At 36.1% G+C, this 19,149-nt stretch carries 5 protein-coding genes; all 5 read left to right on the top strand.

What is annotated here, in order from left to right:
* Nucleotides 1–194: 194 nt before the first annotated feature.
* The gene (locus ACP6PM_RS34010) at nucleotides 195–4,412 is read left to right on the top strand and encodes an amino acid adenylation domain-containing protein (RefSeq protein ID WP_426591268.1); all 4,218 of its coding nucleotides are present in this window, start codon (nucleotides 195–197) and stop codon (nucleotides 4,410–4,412) included.
* A 261-nt stretch (nucleotides 4,413–4,673) separates the two neighbouring features.
* Nucleotides 4,674–9,224, top strand: coding sequence for a type I polyketide synthase (locus ACP6PM_RS34005; protein ID WP_426591267.1), 4,551 nt, complete (start codon nucleotides 4,674–4,676; stop codon nucleotides 9,222–9,224).
* 300 nt (nucleotides 9,225–9,524) lie between these two features.
* Nucleotides 9,525–15,236: an amino acid adenylation domain-containing protein gene (locus ACP6PM_RS34000; protein WP_426591266.1), complete on the top strand. Its 5,712-nt coding sequence runs from the start codon at nucleotides 9,525–9,527 to the stop codon at nucleotides 15,234–15,236.
* Between the two features lie 85 nt (nucleotides 15,237–15,321).
* Nucleotides 15,322–17,055: an NAD(P)/FAD-dependent oxidoreductase gene (locus tag ACP6PM_RS33995; protein ID WP_426591265.1), complete on the top strand. Its 1,734-nt coding sequence runs from the start codon at nucleotides 15,322–15,324 to the stop codon at nucleotides 17,053–17,055.
* A 177-nt stretch (nucleotides 17,056–17,232) separates the two neighbouring features.
* The coding region (locus ACP6PM_RS33990; protein ID WP_426591264.1) for a condensation domain-containing protein at nucleotides 17,233–19,149 on the top strand (1,917 nt) is incomplete at its 3' end.

Raw genomic sequence — 19,149 nt, 5'->3', positions numbered from 1 at the left:
TAAAAAAATTACAGCGCTTTTGAGATTGATGAACCACACTGTCATAACCAAAACCCTGTAAGGGCTTTCTTCCATTCGCCCCTACTGTGGTCTACTTAAATGAAAACCGCTGTAAAACTGATTAAAAATTAGTCAAAAAAACAACTATAAAACTATAAGGTTAAAGCCCAACTACAAACTAATTTTAAAATAAAATGACTGTAAACGAACTATTAAACGAACTTTCAGAAGACGGCGTTAAATTTTGGATTGATGGCGAACAATTACGCATCCAGGCAGCCAAAGGTTTAATGACTCCCGAACGACGAGAAATGATTTCTGAGCATAAAGCAGAAATTATTGAACGGTTACAACAAAATGAAATAGGAGCTAGTGTTAGTTATTTACCAACGATAATTCCTCAACCAGAGCAACGCTATGAACCTTTCCAACTTACAGATATTCAATATGCTTATTGGGTAGGACGCATGGGAGTTTTGGAATTGGGTGATGTTGCTAATCACGGTTATTATGAACTGGAAAGAGTGGGTTTAAAGATAGAGCGACTCAACCAGGTGCTCAACCAATTAATTCAGCGTCACGATATGTTGCGCTCAGTCATATTACCAGATGGATTGCAAAAAGTTTTTGCAGAAGTACCACTGTATGAAATATCAACCCTAGATTTGAGAGGGAAAGACGATGATTTTGTGCAAGCGCAGATAGACGAAATCCGAAATGTCCTGTCTCATCAAGTCTTGCCTACGGATAAATGGCCTCTGTTTGAATTTAGAGCTACTCTTCTAGATGGAGAACGTCTCAGACTACATTTCAGCTATGATGTCCAGATATTTGATGGCTGGAGCATGATGCTGTTTTTTAAGGAGTGGATGGAACTTTACCAGAATCCAGAAAGTCTCCTACCTCCACTAGAAATTACATTCCGGGACTGTGTTTTAGCTGAAGAAAAACTTCAAAACACTGAACTTTTTAAGCGATCGCAAGAATATTGGTTCAATCGAATTGATAGTTTGCCTCCCGGACCGGAATTACCTCTAGCGAAAAATCCAAGTTCTCTCAAAAATTATCGATGTCGGCGATTTAGTGGTCAACTGAGTCCGGAAACCTGGCAAAAATTAAAACAACGAGGGGGTGAGGTTGGTTTAACTCCCTCTGGTATTTTGTTAGCAGCATTTGCTGAAGTGCTGACTTTATGGGGTAAAAGTCCCAAATTTACCATGAATGTTGCTCTGTTAAATCGTCTCCCCTTACATCCCCAGGTTAACGATATATTAGGAGATTTCACTTCCGTTAACCTCTTAGCGGTAGATAATTCAGGAACTGAAACATTTACTAATAGAGCATTAGGGTTACAGAGACAATTATGGCAAGATTTAGAGCATCGCTATTTTAGCGGAGTGCGAGTTATGCGAGAAATCAATCGCAGACAAAGGGGAAATCCTGTTGCCATGCCAATTGTTTTTACTAGCGCTATAGGTCAAGAAAATTATATACATAAATTTGGTGAATTAGTCTATGGTATCAGTCAAGCTTCTCAGGTGTGGATGGATCATCAAGTCACCGAACACAATGGAGAATTACTGTTTAACTGGGATGTAGTAATAGATCTATTTCCAGAAGGATTGATTGACAATATGTTTGCAGCTTATTGCAATCTGATCGAATCTTTGGCTAAATCTGATGAAATTTGGAGTGAGACAAGTAGACAATACTTAATTCCTGCAAACCAATTTTTACAAAGGACAGAAGTTAATGCTACAGAGATGCCAATTTCTGAGGCAACTTTATATAGTTTGTTTGCAGACCAAGCTAAAATACGCGGAAATGAAGTTGCTGTAATTTCAGGCGACCATTCTCTGACTTACAATGAGTTATATAAATTGTCAACACATTTAGGCGAAAAGTTGCAGTATTTGGGAGCTGTACCCAATCGACTAATAGCAATAGTCATGGAAAAAGGATGGGAGCAAGTAGTTGCCACTTTAGGAATTTTAGCTTCTGGAGCTGCTTATTTGCCAATTAGTGCCAAAGAACCAAAAGAACGGTTGCAATATTTGTTAGAAAATAGCGATGTGGAAATTGTACTTACCCAATCTTGCCTAACAGATATTGTCTTGCCTAACAATGTTAAACGTATTGATGTTGATACTTTTAACCCATCTATAGAGGAACCTGATAACTTAAAGATTAGTGCGACCCCAGATAATTTAGCTTATGTTATTTACACTTCCGGTTCTACTGGTTTGCCAAAGGGAGTAACCATCGACCATCGAGGTGCAGTTAATACCATCCTAGATATTAATCAACGCTTTGGTGTAGGACAATCTGACCGCGCATTAGCAGTATCAGCTTTGAACTTTGACCTATCAGTATACGACATCTTTGGGGTACTTGCTGCTGGGGGGAGTATCGTCATACCATCGGCAACAGGAACAAAAGATCCCTCTGAGTGGATAGAGTTAATAGAAACTCATGGAATCACTCTCTGGAATTCCGTACCTGCCCTAATGCAAATGTTGGTAGAATATGTATCTGCTAGAACGGAAATAGTATCATCTTCATTACGTCTGGTTTTGTTGAGTGGAGATTGGTTGCCATTAAGCTTGCCACCACAAATTAAATCTGTATGGCCAGATATCAAGGTAATTAGTTTAGGGGGAGCAACTGAAGCCTCAATTTGGTCAATTTACTATCCCATTGAAACAATTAATCCAGAATGGAAAAGTGTTCCTTATGGTAAACCCTTATTGAATCAACGTTTTTATGTGTTGGATGACTTCATGGAAACGAGACCAGTTTTCGTACCTGGGCAACTCTACATTGGAGGTGTGGGATTAGCTGTCGGTTATTGGAAAAACGAGCAAAAAACACAAGCTAGTTTTATAACTCATCCGAAAACTCAAGAGCGATTATACAAAACAGGAGACTTAGGCAGATATTTACCTGATGGCAATATAGAGTTTTTAGGCAGAGAAGATTTTCAGGTAAAAATTAACGGTCATCGGATTGAATTAGGTGAAATTGAGGCAGCATTGAAACGCTATCCTGGAATTAAGGAAGTTGTCATTAGTGTTTTCGGAGAAGAGCAGCATAAAAAAGGATTAGTAGCTTATGTTGTTTTCAACCAGGAATTAGCATCATCTCAAAATGCAGCAGAAGCTTATCAACCCTCTCAACAGGAAGGAGTGTTGACAGATCCTGTTGAGCGTATAGAATTTAAGCTCAAGCAGCCTGGGTTAGAGCAGTTAGAATCTTCTATTACCAGTGTAGAATTACCAGAAACTGAAGTAGACGAAAATCTGATGCAGGCTTATTTGGAACGCCAAAGTTATCGAGAGTTTTTATATCATCCACTTTCTCTGAAGCAGTTGAGTAAGTTTTTAAGTTGCCTGCAACAAATGAAACTGAATGATTATCCTCTACCAAAATATCGTTATCCTTCGGCGGGTAATCTCTATCCAGTTCAAACTTACTTGTTCATCAAACCTAACCGAGTGGAAGGTCTCGAAGGAGGTTTATATTATTATCATCCTGCCGACCATCGTTTGATGTTGCTTAGTAGCACAAGTGAAATTGATGGTAGAATTTATGGTGGCAACCAACCAATTTTTGAACAATCTGCTTTTTCAATATTTTTGATTGGGAAATTAGATGCCATATCTCCAATGTATGGAGAATTAGCCAAGGATTTCAGTTTGTTGGAGGCAGGTCATATCGGTCAATTACTGATGAGCAGCGCACCAAAACAAGAGATTGGTTTGTGTCCTATTGGTCATGTAGAATTTGATGAATTACAAGATTTATTAAAGTTGAAATCAAGTCAAGTTTTGCTTTATAGTTTTGTGGGTGGAAAAATAGATTTAGCTCAGACCAAGCAATGGTTTAAATCAAAAGCTGCTCCTGGCACTCGTTCTCTTTCTGTGGAACTGCGGGAGTATTTACAAGATAAATTGCCTAAATATATGGTGCCTGCTGAATATATTACTCTCGATACTTTACCTTTAACTGCTAATGGTAAAATTGATCGGCGATCGCTCCCTCAACCACAAATAAATTTACTTGGAAAAGATGCTAATTATGCGCCACCTCAAACAAAAATTGAGCATACTGTTGTGAAAATATGGGAAGAGGTTTTAGGTTTAGAAAAGGTGGGAGTTAATGATAACTTTTTTGACATAGGTGGCAACTCTTTACAAGTAACTAAAATTTATAACAAACTCCGAGAAGTATTACCAAATGAATCAGAAAATATTTCTTTGGTAGATATTTTTAATTATGCTACAGTTGCCAAATTATCAGAGCAATTAGGTCAAAATTCAACAGAACAAAAAGATGACCAATTAAAAGCTAAAATTCAAGCAGGTAAAGATAGGATGAAAGCTAGATTCAAAAAAACGAAAGCTACTAGATAATGTAGATTAATGTAGGTTGGGTTAAGCGTCAGCGCAACCCAACAATTACCTACAAATCAGATGAAGGTTTGATGAGGATAGATTGATTTTTTTTCAATTTACTAAAACCATCAAGTAAACTATTACTTTAATTCTATAAGTTGGGTTTCGTTCCTCAACCCAACCTACTACTACATTAAATTCAAACTTAAAAAATATTAATCTATAAGAAAAATATTAAATTTATAAACTATTAATAATTACTAAATATATATAATAAAAATGAATAATTTAACAGAAGAAAACGGTTTAGAAATAGCAATAATTGGTATGTCTGGTAGATATGCCAGAAGCAAAAACTTGAATGATTTTTGGCAAAATATAATTAATGGAATAGATTTAACCTCTATTTTTCCTACAGATAAAACTGACGAAAAAGACATTAAAGCAGGGTCTATATTAGAAAAAATCGACTTATTTGATGCAGATTTTTTCGGCATGAATCCCAGGGAAGCAGAAATAACAGACCCCCAACATAGAATATTTTTAGAATGTGCATGGGAAGCATTAGAAAACGCGGGATATAACACTGAAATAGAAAAAAGACCGATAGGGGTTTATGCTGGCATATCAATGGGTACTTATGCTATTTATAACCTCTACAATAACCCAGAAATAATATCATCAACTACCCCATTACAAAGATCAATTGGAAGTGACAACTCTTATGTACCGACTCGCGTTTCTTATAAGTTAAACTTAAAAGGTCCTAGTGTTAGTGTAGGAACTGCTTGTTCCAGTTCATTAGTAGCAGTTCATTTAGCTTGTCAGAGTTTGTTGAGTGGGGAATGTGATATGGCTTTAGCTGGTGGAGTTGCTGTTAAAACTCCCCAAAATGAATTAACTTTATCTCCTGTGGAAATAATTTCTAAAGATGGTCATTGTCGTCCCTTTGATGCTAAAGCAAATGGTACTCTAGGAGGCAATGGGATAGGAGTAGTTGTTCTTAAACGTTTAGAAGAAGCAATTGCAGATAGAGATACTATTTATGCTGTTGTCAAAGGTTCTGCTATTAATAATGATGGGGATGACAAAATTGGTTATGTAGCTCCAAGTGAAAAAGGTCAAAAAAAAGTTATTCAAGCAGCTCAAATTATGGCAGAAGTTGAACCAGAAACAATTTCTTACATAGAAGCTCATGGTACAGGTACTCCTCTGGGCGATCCAATTGAAATTGCAGCTCTCACAGGAGCTTTTCAGTCAGAGAGCGATAAAAAAGGTTATTGTGCTATCGGTTCGGTAAAATCAAATATTGGACATTTAGATGGAGCCGCAGGAATTACAGGTTTCATTAAAACTGTAATGGCATTGAAGCACAAAATTTTGCCACCTAGTATCAAATTTGAAACTCCTAACGCTCAAATTGATTTTGACAACAGTCCGTTTTTTGTAAATACTAAATTGTCAGAATGGGAAACTAATGGTACGCCACGTCGCGCGGGGGTAAGTTCCTTTGGTATAGGTGGTACAAACGCTCATGTCATTTTAGAAGAAGCTCCTGATGTAGAAGTTACTCCTAGTTCGCGAAAACATCAACTATTATTACTTTCTGCTCGTACCCCTTCTGCTTTAGAAACAGCAACAGAGAATTTAGTTAACCATTTAAAAGATAATACTAACATCCCACTCGCTGATGTTGCCTACACTCTACAAGTAGGTCGCAAAGCATTCGCCCATCGACGCATAGTTGTAACTACAGATATAGAAGATACGGTTAAAGTTTTAGAGACAAAAGACCCTGAGCGAGTTTTCAGCAACTTCAACGAATCAACCAATAATTCGGTGGTCTTTATGTTTACGGGGCAAGGTGCCCAATATGTCAACATGGCGCGAGAAATATATGAAACAGAGCAAGTATTTCGGGAAGAGTTTGACCGATGTCGGGAGTTACTCAAACCACACTTAGATATAGACATATATTCTTTATCCGATTTAAACCAAACTGCCATTGCTCAACCAGCACTATTTATTATCGAATACTCTCTCGCGAAATTATGGATGTCATGGGGAATATATCCAACAGTAGCGATCGGTCATAGTATTGGAGAATATGTAGCAGCTACTTTAGCTGGCGTTTTTTCTTTGGAAGATGCCTTAATGTTAGTGGCAACTCGCGGTCGTTTGATGCAGGAACAACCAGCAGGGGCAATGTTATCTGTAAGTTTATCTGCTGCTAAGGTAGAGTCTCTTTTAGCAGAAACTCAAATTAATGGAGTAGAGTTAGCAGCTAATAATGCTCCATCTCTAAGTGTAGTTTCCGGTAGTTTGGAAGCTATAGCAGAATTGGAAAATTTGCTGATGAAGCGAGAAATAAACTGTCGTCGCTTACATACGTCTCATGCTTTTCATTCTCAGATGATGGATGCCATTGTTGAACCATTTACAGCGGTAGTTAAAAAGGTAAATCTTAATCCTCCACAAATACCATTCATTTCTAATGTTACTGGTAGTTGGATTACAAATAATGAGGCGATCGCTCCAACTTATTGGGCGCGACATTTACGCCAACCAGTAAGATTTGCTGATGGTATTGAGGAATTATTGAAAGAGCAAGAACGCATTTTTCTGGAAGTTGGACCGGGACGCACTCTCGCTACCTTTGTCAGAAAGCAAGCAGGACAAAGGGTAGTATTATCTTCATTGCGCCATCCTAAAGACGAACAGTCAGATACAGAATTTTTGTTAAATACTCTCGGTAAACTGTGGTTAGCAGGGGTAAAAATAGATTGGTTGGGATTTTCTGCTCACGAAGAACGTTGTCGTGTTCCTTTACCCACATATCCATTTGAGCGTCAACGTTATTGGGTTGATGCAGAAGAAGGAGTTAGGAGTCAGGAGTCAGGAGTCAGGAGTAAAATTGGACATTTATTGAAAAAGCCAGATATTACTGATTGGTTTTATGTTCCTAGTTGGAAACATGAAATTTTACCATCGGTGGATTTTTCTAATCACAAATATTGGTTAGTTTTTGTAGATGATTCGGAATTTTGTTCTGCTTTTTGTGAGAGATTAAGTAGTCATTATGGTGCGGAAGTTATTCAAGTTAAAATAGGAGATAAATTTCACAAAATCCAAGAAGGAGTTTATACCATCAATCCAGAAATTCAGGAAAATTACGAGATTTTATTAAATGAGGTTTTTGAATTAGGAAATATTCAAAATATTTCTCATTTCTGGAGCTTGATTCCAGCTAAAAATTACGAAGAATATCATAAATTAGGATTCTACAGTTTACTCTATTTAGCACAAGCATTAAATAGCAAAACTTTTAATGAATCATTACGAATAGGAGTAATTTCTAGCAATATTCAAAAAGTGACTGGAGCTGAAAAAATTATTCCTGAAAAAGCTACTATATTAGGTGCTTGTAAAGTCATTCCCCAAGAATTATTTAATGTCAATTGTCGTTCTATAGATATAGAAGAATCTGATGTTTCAGACAACATATCTACCATAAAAATTGATAGACTAATTACAGAGTTAGTAGCAGATTTCACAACTTCAGCAGTTGCTTATCGTGGAGGACGCAGGTGGGTAGAAACTTTTGAACCTATCAGTTTAGAACCAGCTTCCGAAAATCAAAGATTACGAGAAAAAGGAGTTTATTTAATCACAGGAGGAATGGGAGGTATTGGTTTAGCGATCGCTGAATATTTAGCTGAAACAGTACAAGCAAAATTAGTATTAATTGGGCGTTCGGATTTTCCTCCAAAATCTGAGTGGGGAAATTTTCTGCAAAAAGAGGGAGAAAGTAATCCCATAATTACCAAAATTCAAAAGTTAGAAAAGCTAGAAAAATTTGGTGCAGAAGTTTTAACTTTGCAAGCTGATGTTGCCAATAAAGAACAAATGGAAATAGCAGTAAATCAAGTATATGAAAAATTCGGCAATATTCATGGAGTAATTCATGCTGCCGGAACTATTGGTAAAACTGAAAATAAACTCAAAACAGCAGAAACAGTCGAGGCAATTTTTGCTCCCAAAATCAAAGGTACATTAGTTATAGATGAAATTTTTCGAGATACTAAATTAGATTTCTTGATTTTTTGGTCTTCTATTAGTTCAATAATTGGAGGAATTGGGCAAATGGATTATGCTGGAGCCAATGCCTTTCTTGACATATTTGCTAATCGTAAAAGTGACAAATTTACAGTATCTATTAATTGGGATACATGGCAGGAAGTAGGAATGGCTGCCAATGTCAAATTGCCAGAAAAATATCAAAAGCAACATGAAGAAAATTTAAAGCAAGCTATTGCTAACCAGGAGGGAATAGAAGCATTTAATCTAATTTTACAAGGAAATAAATTAGAGCTAAATAACTTTTCCCAGGTAGTAGTATCAACAAAAGATTTTCCAGAAAGAATCAAACAATCTTATAATCTCAAATCGAAATCTAAGCAGACTTTAGGGCAGGAGCAATCGTCTAAAGTTACTGCTCTACGTCCCAATCTTGCCAATGCTTATGTAAAACCTCGTAATGAAATGGAAGAGAAAGTTGCAACTATTTTTGAAATGCTTATAGGCATTGAAAAAGTAGGAATTTATGATAACTTTTTTGAACTTGGAGGTGATTCATTATTGGCCACACAACTTAATTCCCGACTCAAGGAAACATTTCAAGTAGAAATATCTATAGAAGAATTTTTTGATGCACCAACAGTAGGAGAAATTTGCCAAAAAATTCAAGATTATCAGTCAAAAGTAGAGACGGTTAAAAATCAGATAATAGTTCCAGTAGATCGACAAGCATATCGAATAAAACTTAATTGATAAATGTTTACTTCTAATAGTCAGTAGTCAATAGTCAGTAGTCAGTAGAAATAGTTATTATTATTATTTTTTTTGCCATGAAACAATTCCATTCAATCAAATATGTGCCTGAGTTAGATCGTGTTCGGATAATTACTTATAACAAAGTTTTTGTTTGTAGTTTGGCAAAATATTTATATTAGGGCTTTAGCCCAAATACGAGCCTAATTATCACTTTTAGTTAACCAAATTATTTGCAACTTTCTTTTTTTACACTTGGTATAAATTTATTATAAAAAAAAATTATTAAATTAAAACATTATGAAAGTAACTAATCAGAATTATTCGGCTCCCGAAGAAGTAAAAGAAAATAGCGAAGATGTATTTGTCTTTCCAGCATCTTTTGGTCAGAAACGATTGTGGTTTCTTGAGCAGTTTCAACCAGGAAGTCATGTTTATAATGAATGTGCTGCCATGAACTGTAGAGGAAAATTAAATACAATTGCACTAGAAAAAACTTTAAATGAAATTGTCCGCAGACACGAAGTTTTGAGAACGCGCTTTACAGCAGTAAATGGAGAAGTAGTTCAGGTTGTTTTACCATCTCTAAGTGTCAAATTACCAATTACTAATTTACCTCCAATATCAGAAGATGAACGAGAAGTTAAAGTCAAACAATTAATCGAACAAGAAAGTCAAAAACCTTTAGATTTAACACAACCACCACTCATACGATTTTCTTTAGTGCAATTAACAGAAGACAAATATGTATTAATCCTAGTCCTCCACCATATAATTTATGACGGTTGGTCTATGGGACTAATTTTTCGAGAAATCGAAGCACTTTACGAAGCATTTAGTAATAATCAACCATCACCCCTACCCGAACTTTCTATCCAGTATGCAGACTATACCATACATCAGAATCAATGGTTACAAGGAGAAGTGCTGGAAAACTTACTGAATTATTGGCAGAAGCAGCTAAAAAATATGCCCGTACTAGCACTTCCCACCGATAGAGCAAGACCTACTACAGAAACATATAGAGGTGCAACTAAAACTCTAGTATTGCCAAAAGAATTATGTGATGCCATTAAAACTCTAAGTCAACAACAAGGTGTCACTCTATTTATGACCTTGCTGACAGCATTTAAAATTCTATTGTATCGCTATACGCAACAGCAAGATATTGCAGTAGGAACACCTGTAGCAGGTCGTAAGTTAACTCAAACAGAAAACTTAATCGGATTTTTCATTAACAACTTAGTATTGCGCACCAACTTGGAGGGCAACCCAAGCTTTTTAGAACTTCTGACTCAGGTGCGTAAAGTTGCTCTAGGAGCTTATGCTCACCAAGATATGCCTTTTGAAAAATTGGTGGAAGTCTTGAAACCGGAACGAGACTTAGGGCGATCGCCTCTGTTTCAGGTAATGTTTATTCTCCTAAATACCCCCTTACCAGAAATCAAGCTCTCAGGAGTAAAACTCGAACCTATACCTATAGAAAAAAAGATATCAAAGTTCGATCTAACTCTCTCTCTGGAAGAAATTTCTCCAGATAAAAGTTCTTTTTTAGAGAACAACTACATAGGGTTATTGGATAAAAACAAATCTGGTATGATAGCAGCATTTGAATACAATACCGATATATTTGATGCTCAGACAATTGAGCAGATGGCACAACACTTTCAGACATTGCTGACTGGTATTGTTGCTAATCCCGAGTGCCCTATTTCTGAGTTGCCTTTACTGACAGAAGCAGAAAGTCATCAATTATTAGTGGAGTGGAATGATACAGCAGTTGAGTATTCCACCGATAAATGTATTTATCAGTTATTTGAAGAACAAGTAGAAAAAACACCGAATGCTGTTGCAGTAGTATTTGAAGGAGAACAATTAACATATCAACAGTTGAATGCTAAAGCTAATCAGTTAGCTCATTACCTGCAAAGTTTAGGAGTGAAACCGGACACATTGGTAGGTATTTGTGTAGAACGTTCTCTGGAAATGGTAGTAGGATTATTGGGAATCTTAAAAGCAGGAGGAGCTTATGTACCATTAGACCCCAGTTATCCAAGGGAACGTTTAGCTTATATGTTAGAAGATGCTGCTGTATCAGTTTTGCTAACTGGCGAGTCAATATTGGAAATTTTGCCAGAACATTCTGCAAGGACGGTGTGTTTAGATAGTAACTGGGATGCTATTGCTACTTACGGTATTGAGAATATTGATAGTGGAGTAAATCCAGATAATTTAGCTTATGTAATTTATACATCAGGTTCTACAGGTAAACCAAAAGGAGTTCAAATCTGCCACTATTCTGTAGTCAACTTCTTAGTATCCATGAATAGTTATCTCCGATTAACTCCAGAGGATACTTTCAGTGCGATTACCACTATATGCTTTGATATCGCAGCTTTGGAGTTATATCTCCCACTAACTGTAGGAGCAAAACTGGCCGTAGTGTCCCGTCAAATAGCTACCGATGGTAATCAGTTATTGAATTACTTACAAAAATCGTCCACAACAGTGATGCAAGGAACTCCTGCAACCTGGAAAATGCTCTTAACTTCAGGTTTATCAGAGCAAAACTTGGGAATTAAAATTTTATGTGGTGGAGAAGCTTTATCTATTCAATTAGCTAGTCAACTTAAGAACAGTGGCACCGAATTATGGAATCTGTATGGCCCGACAGAAGCTACCATTTGGTCGGCAATTTATTCTGTGGAGGATGACTCAAAGCTAACAGAAAGTGGAAAAGTCACAACACCAATTGGTCTTCCTATTGCCAACACAAAAATCTACATTCTCGATCGCTCCGGTCAACCAGTCCCCATTGGAGTACCAGGAGAACTTCACATTGGTGGTGTTGGTTTAGCTCGTGGTTATCTCAACAGACCTGAATTAACAGCAGAAAAATTTATTATTAGGGAAGGGAACAGGGAACAGGGAATAGGGAACAGCAAAGAGAACGTATTATATAAAACAGGAGATTTAGCTAGATATTTACCCGATGGCAACATAGAATATCTCGGTCGTATTGATAACCAGGTGAAGCTCCGAGGTTTCCGCATTGAGCTAGGAGAAATAGAATCAGCTCTATCAACCCATCCTAAAGTACAGCAAACTGTAGTTATCTGTAGAGAAGACACTCCAGGAAATAAACGACTGGTAGCTTATATAATTAGCTCTGAAAAATCACTCAATAGCAAGGATTTGCGACTCTACCTACAATCAAAATTACCAGAATACATGGTACCGTCCGTCTTTGTCTTGTTAGAGGCTTTACCACTAACTCCCAATGGCAAAATAGACCGTAAAGCTTTACCAGCACCAGATATAGACTTAACCAATACCGATGAATATATTCCGCCTCAAACCCCTACTCAAGAAATCCTAGCAAACATCTTTGCAGAAATTTTGGAAGTAACTAAAATAGGCATCCACGACAACTTCTTCAATCTGGGAGGTCATTCCCTCCTAGCAACTCAAGTAATATCTCGCATCCGACAATCCTTAGCAATAGAAATCCCTCTTAAAACCCTATTTGAATCTCCCACCATAGCACAACTAGAAAAGAGCATAGAGCAATTAACCGAAAACTCAACTACACTACAGCTACCAGTCATTCAACCCCTACCCCGTAACGGAGAACCTCTACCTCTATCTTGGGCACAGGAACGACTCTGGTTTATCGACCAACTGGAAGGAGGAAGCGAGACTTACAATGATTCAGGAGCGTTACGCATCAAAGGCAATCTTAACGATGATGCTCTCAAGTCAGCTATAGTAGAAATTGTTCGTCGCCATGAAGTATTACGCACTCGGTTTCAAGCAAACGACGGTACTCCAGTACAGATAGTTGAACCAGATATTAACTTCCAACTAGAAGTTAGTGATTGGCAAAATCTATCTCCTAATCAACAAGAAACAGACCTGCAAAAATACGCCCGACAAGAGGCAGCAAAACCTTTTAATCTCACCACAGGTCATCTGTTACGAGTTAGTCTGCTGAAATTTTCTGCCACAGAATCAATACTATTGGTGACAATGCACCATATTATTTCTGACGGTTGGTCTATTGGAGTATTTATCAAAGAACTCTCTGCTCTCTACACTGCATATAGTCAAAACCAGACATCCCCATTAACTGAATTACCTATTCAGTATGGTGACTATAGTTTTTGGCAACAACAGTGGTTAAGCGGAGAGGTGCTAGAAAATCTGATTTCTTACTGGAAACAAAAACTGGCAGGAGCACCTCCTACTCTAGAATTACCATTTAAGAAGAAGGAAACAGAAATAAGGAGTGGGCAAAGTAAAATTGAATCTTTTACCGTTTCTCCAACAATTGCAGAAAAACTCCAAGCTTTGAGTCGTCAAGAAGGTGTGACTTTGTTTATGACATTGTTGACAACTTTGCAAACTCTGTTGTATCGCTATACAAATTCTGATGATATTGTTGTAGGTACTGATATTGCTAATCGCAACCAAGCAGAAACAGAATCTCTGATTGGGTTTTTTGTAAATTTGTTAGTGTTGCGAACTAATTTATCTGGCAATCCCACTTTTAAGGAGTTGCTGAAGCGAGTTAGGGAGGTGACATTGGAAGCTTATGCTCATCAGGATTTGCCTTTTGCTAAGTTGGTGGATGTTTTACGACCTGAAAGAAAGGCGAATACAACTCCACTGTTTCAAATATTGTTTGTTTTGCAAAATGCTCCCATACCAGAATTTGAACTTCCCAATTTAAAAATCGCACCTTTCGCTATAGATACTGAAATTGCCAGATTTGACCTAGCCATATTTGTGGAAGAAACTGAAGCAGGAATTACCTGGAATTTAAGGTATAGCACAGACCTTTTTGAGCAACAGGCGATCGCTCAGATGTCCAGCCATTTACAAACATTATTAACTAATATTGCTAATAACCCAGATACTCAAATCAAGGAATTAGAAATGCTAACCGAATCTGAAAAAGAAGCTGAAAAAGCTGCTAAAGCTAAACGGACAAAGGCTAACTTTAAAAAGTTTAAATCTATCAAACCAAAGGCAGTTAGTCTGCCACAAAAAGATTTAATTAAAACCAGTTATTTAAAACCAGAACAAAGCCTTCCTTTAGTAATCCAACCTAATAGTGAGGAAGTCGATATAGTTGACTGGGCAAAGAATAACCAAGAATTTTTTAAGACTAATTTACATCAACATGGCGCGATTTTGTTGAAAGATTTTAATATTAATTCGGTCTCAGAATTTGAAAAAGTTGCTGGTGCTATTACTCCCAGTTTATTTGGAGAATATGGAGATTTACCAAGGGAAGGTGTGAGTAAGAAAGTTTATGGTTCCACACCTTATCCAGAAGATAAAGCTATCCTATTTCATAATGAAAGCTCTCATTTACATCGTTGGCCTCAGAGAATATTTTTCTTATGTTTAAAAGCAGCAGAATCTGGTGGAGAAACTCCTATTGTTGATTGCCGAAAAGTTTATCAAATGTTGAATCCTCAGTTACGAGAAAAATTGGAGGAAAAACAATTAATGTATGTCAGAAATTACATTGAAGATTTAGATGTTAGTTGGCAAGACTTTTTCCACACCAACAATAAATTGGAGGTTGAAAATTATTGTAAAAATGCTAGAATAGAATTTGAATGGTTAGAAAATAATGGTTTAAAAACTGCTAAAATAAGGCCAGCAATAACTACTCATCCCCACACTGGAGAAAAGATATTTTTTAATCAAATTCAGTTACATCACATCTCATATTTAGATACCGCTGTACTTCAATCTTTATTATCTGAATTTGGAGAAGAAAGACTGCCTCGGAATGTTTATTATGGTGATGGTTCCCCAATTGAAGATTCAGTAATTGAGGAAATTGGAGCTATTTATGAACAAGCCGCAATTAGTTTTCCTTGGCAACCAGGAAATATGATTATGCTTGATAATATGCTAATCGCTCATGGTCGTAATCCTTATGTTGGGGAGCGGAAAATTGTTGTTGCTATGGGAGAATTGATGGAGGAACAATAAAATTTCAGCTTAATTAAACGGATTTGAGTCAACTAATTTAGTTGAGAAAATTAGTAAATTTTCTCTAGATTAACAAAAATAAATAATGAGTGAAAAAAAGATGCAAAATTTTGACATAATTATTCTGGGTTCAGGATTAGCAGGATCAATTCTAGCAACTATTTTAGCTAGACATAATCTCAGCGTCCTCATAATTGATAAGAATGCACATCCTAGATTTGCAATCGGAGAAGCTATGACTCCTGATACAGATTTAATGATGGAAATTCTCAGTCATCAATATTCGGTTCCTGAAATTGCACACCTAAGTTCTTTTAAGAATATTTGTGAAAATATTTCACCTTCTGCTTGTGGGTTAAAGCGCTCATTCAATTTCATCTATCATCGGCAAGGAGAAGAGCAAAAATTACAAGAAACCAATAAACATGGAGTCCGCCCTAGCAGCCACTTGTTTCGCCAAGATGTAGACCACTATATGGCAAAAGTTGCTGTTAAATACGGAGCTAGACTTTTAGAAAAAACTAAAGTATTAGACTTAGATATAAATTCACAGGGAGTTAAAGTCGAATTAGAAGATGGGGAAAAATTTACCTCTGAGTATTTAGTAGATGCCAGTGGGTATAACTCTCTACTTAGTCGTAAATTTAATTTGCGAGAAGTTCCAACTAGATTTAAGACTCACTCAAGAAGTATTTTTACTCACATGGTTGGTGTAGAGAGATACGATGACTGCGTTACTAACGGTAGAAATGAAGATGAGATTTTTTGGTATCAAGGAACTCTGCATCACATATTTGATGGTGGTTGGATGTGGGTGATTCCATTTAACAATCACGAAAAATCAACGAACCAAATTTGTAGTGTGGGACTTAACCTCGATCCCCGCCGTTTTCCGAAAACAGATATATCTCCCGAACAAGAATTTCAAAATTTTCTCTCAAATTATCCAGGTGTTGCTGTTCAATTTAAAAATGCTAAACCAGTTCAAAATTGGATATCGACAGACCGGTTGCAGTATTCCTCACATTCATGCACGGGAGAACGATTTTACCTTCTTCCTCATGCTACTGGATTCATCGATCCACTGTACTCTTTTGGATTAGTAAATAGCTGTACGATTATGCTTCCCTTGGCTTCTCTAATTATGAAGGCTATTTCAGAAAATGATTATTCAACAGAAAATTTTTCTAAAGTTGAGCGTTTGCAGCAGAAACTTCTTGATTATAATGATAACTTAGTAAACTGCTCATACATTTCTTTCTGCAATTATAATCTTTGGGATGCTTGGAGACGTGTTTGGGGCCTTGGAAGTTTTATGCGTCAAGCAAAAGCAGGATTAGCAAAGAGCCTAAAAATTCAGGCAGGTAAAGCAGAAGAATTATCAAAATTTAATTTAGATAATGAATTATATCGTTTAACTCCTAGTTATGAAGGTTTAGGCGATGGTTTTTTCCAAGAGGCTACGGAAACAGTCGAAAAAGTAGAATCAGGCTTACTTTCTCCAGAGGAAGCAGCAGAGAAAATTATATCATTGATAAATTCGATTGATTTTCTACCAGACAATTTTTTGCAGTTGGGAGATTTTTCACAAAAAAATATAGATCTTAAATCTGATTTGTATAAGTCCGAGTATATACGTTTTTTATCTTGGATCAAGAAATCCCCCAAACCAGAAATCAAGAAATGTTTTGATTACGATATGGCAGATTTATTAGCAGCAAAATCAAAAGGTAATATCAAATTAAAACTATTAAGTATCGTTTACAAAATCCGTCAAATCTTCCTTAATAGTATACCTAACTTATCTTTCAACAGATAGAATTTATATAGAATTAAGTTCTATAATACCCGTGACTCGTTACTAATCAAAACTTTTGTAGTTGCGCTTTTGCACCTGAATAATCATCCTTGTGAAGTCAGCGCAACTATGAATTTTATTATTATTGTTTACCTAATTTTTTTTCGTTTTAAAACCATTATTATATAAAAAATAACTATGACTATTACAACTATCGCTGGATTTAGATTATCCCCCCAGCAAAAATATCTCTGGAAATTACAAGAAAATAATATCAACTACTTAGCTAAATGTACGATAAAAATTAAAGGCAAAGTCAAAGTAAATGTTCTCAAATCTGCACTAGAAAAAATCCTCAACCGACATGATAATTTTCGGACAACATTCCAGAGTCGCCCAGGTATCAAAATGCCGATACAAGTTATTTTAGATAACGGTAAAATTTACTGGAATCATCTAAATTTAAGCAACTTTAAATCGGAAAAACAAACAGAGCAAATAGGGGCAATACTACAAAATCAAAATGGTTTGATGGCTCAACTTGACCAACAACCAATATTTCCTACAGCTTTCTTAACTCTATCTGAAGAAGAACATCTTTTATTAATTAGTTTGCCTGCACTTATCGCTGATAATTTTACCTTGAATAATCTGGTTAAACAAATTAGTGAAAGCTATGATTTATGTCTTAAAGAATCAGATTTTGATGAGGAAGCGGTGCAATATCTGCAATTTTCAGAATGGCAAAATGAATTATTGGAAGAAGAGGATACAGAAGCAGAAATAGCTTATTGGCAAAATCAGCAATTCCAGTTGGTAAATTTACCTTTTGAAAAGTATCATTTTGAAGAGGAAAAATTTACACCAGAAGAATATAGTGTAAATTTAGATGCAAATATTATTGCTAAGTTAGAAGCAAATATTTTACCTAATATTAGTATTGAAAATTTTTTACTAGGTTGTTGGCAGACTTTACTTTGGCGACTCACAAAACAATCGGATATTACTGTCAATACTGTCTTTTCTGGCAGACAATATGAAGACCTGGAAGAAGTAATGGGTTTACTGGCAAAATCTTTACCTATTTCTTGTCAGTTAGAAGAGAATTTAAAATTTACTAAATTATTAGAAAAAATTAGCGTTCGCCTCACAGAATCTTCAGAAAGACAAGAATATTTTATTAACTCAGAAACAGAAAGTCCTGGTATTGGTTTTGAGTTTATTGATATCTCAAAAACCTATTTGGGAGGAGATTTATCTTTTAGTTTAGAAAATCAGTCAGTCATTTTTGAAAATTTTAAAATCAAGTTAAATTGTATCAAAACTCAAGAATCTCTCATAGCAGAATTTCAATATAATTCCGAACTGATAAATATTGATGTAATTAAATCTTTTGCAAAGCAATTTGAAACTTTAGTTGCCAGTGTCGTTGAAAATATAGATGCTACGATTAGCCAGTTAAATATATTCCATGAATCTGAAAGTAAAAGCCTTCTAGATGAGTTAAACCAAACTGAAAAAAAATATCCACAAAACCAGTTAATTCATCAAATATTTGAGTCACAAGTAGAACTTTACCCCAATAATATAGCAGTAGTATTTGAAGACCAAAAACTTACTTATGCAGAACTGAATTCTCAAGCAAATCAACTAGCTCATTATCTGCAAAAAAAAGGAGTTGAAGCAGAAACAATAGTTGGTATTTTTATGGAGCGATCGCTTGAAGTAATTATAGCTATATTAGCTATTCTTAAAGCTGGTGCTGCATACTTACCTTTAGACACAAAATTACCAGAAGAAAACTTAGCTTTTCGCTTAGAAGATGCTGGAGTTAAGATTCTATTATCTCAGTCAGGAATTGCACCGAAAAACCTCGAACCAGATATCAAAATAATAGATATCTTCCAGAAGTCGGGAACAGGAAATGGGGAACAGGAAACAGGAAATACAGAAGATTTCACTTCCACTTTGACAACAAATGTCATGGTTACTATTGGCCAACAGTCACAAACAAATTCCACCAACAACGTCACCGCTGAAAATCTTGCCGGCATTAAGTTGGGAACAGGAAATGGGGAACAGGAAACAGGAAATACAGAAGATTTCACTTCCACT

This window comes from Dapis brunnea BLCC-M229 (assembly GCF_050015995.1).
In the GTDB taxonomy this organism is placed as follows: domain Bacteria; phylum Cyanobacteriota; class Cyanobacteriia; order Cyanobacteriales; family Microcoleaceae; genus Trichodesmium.
The sequence above is the reverse complement of the archived record's forward strand: the minus strand, read 5'-3'. Positions and strand labels throughout refer to the sequence as shown.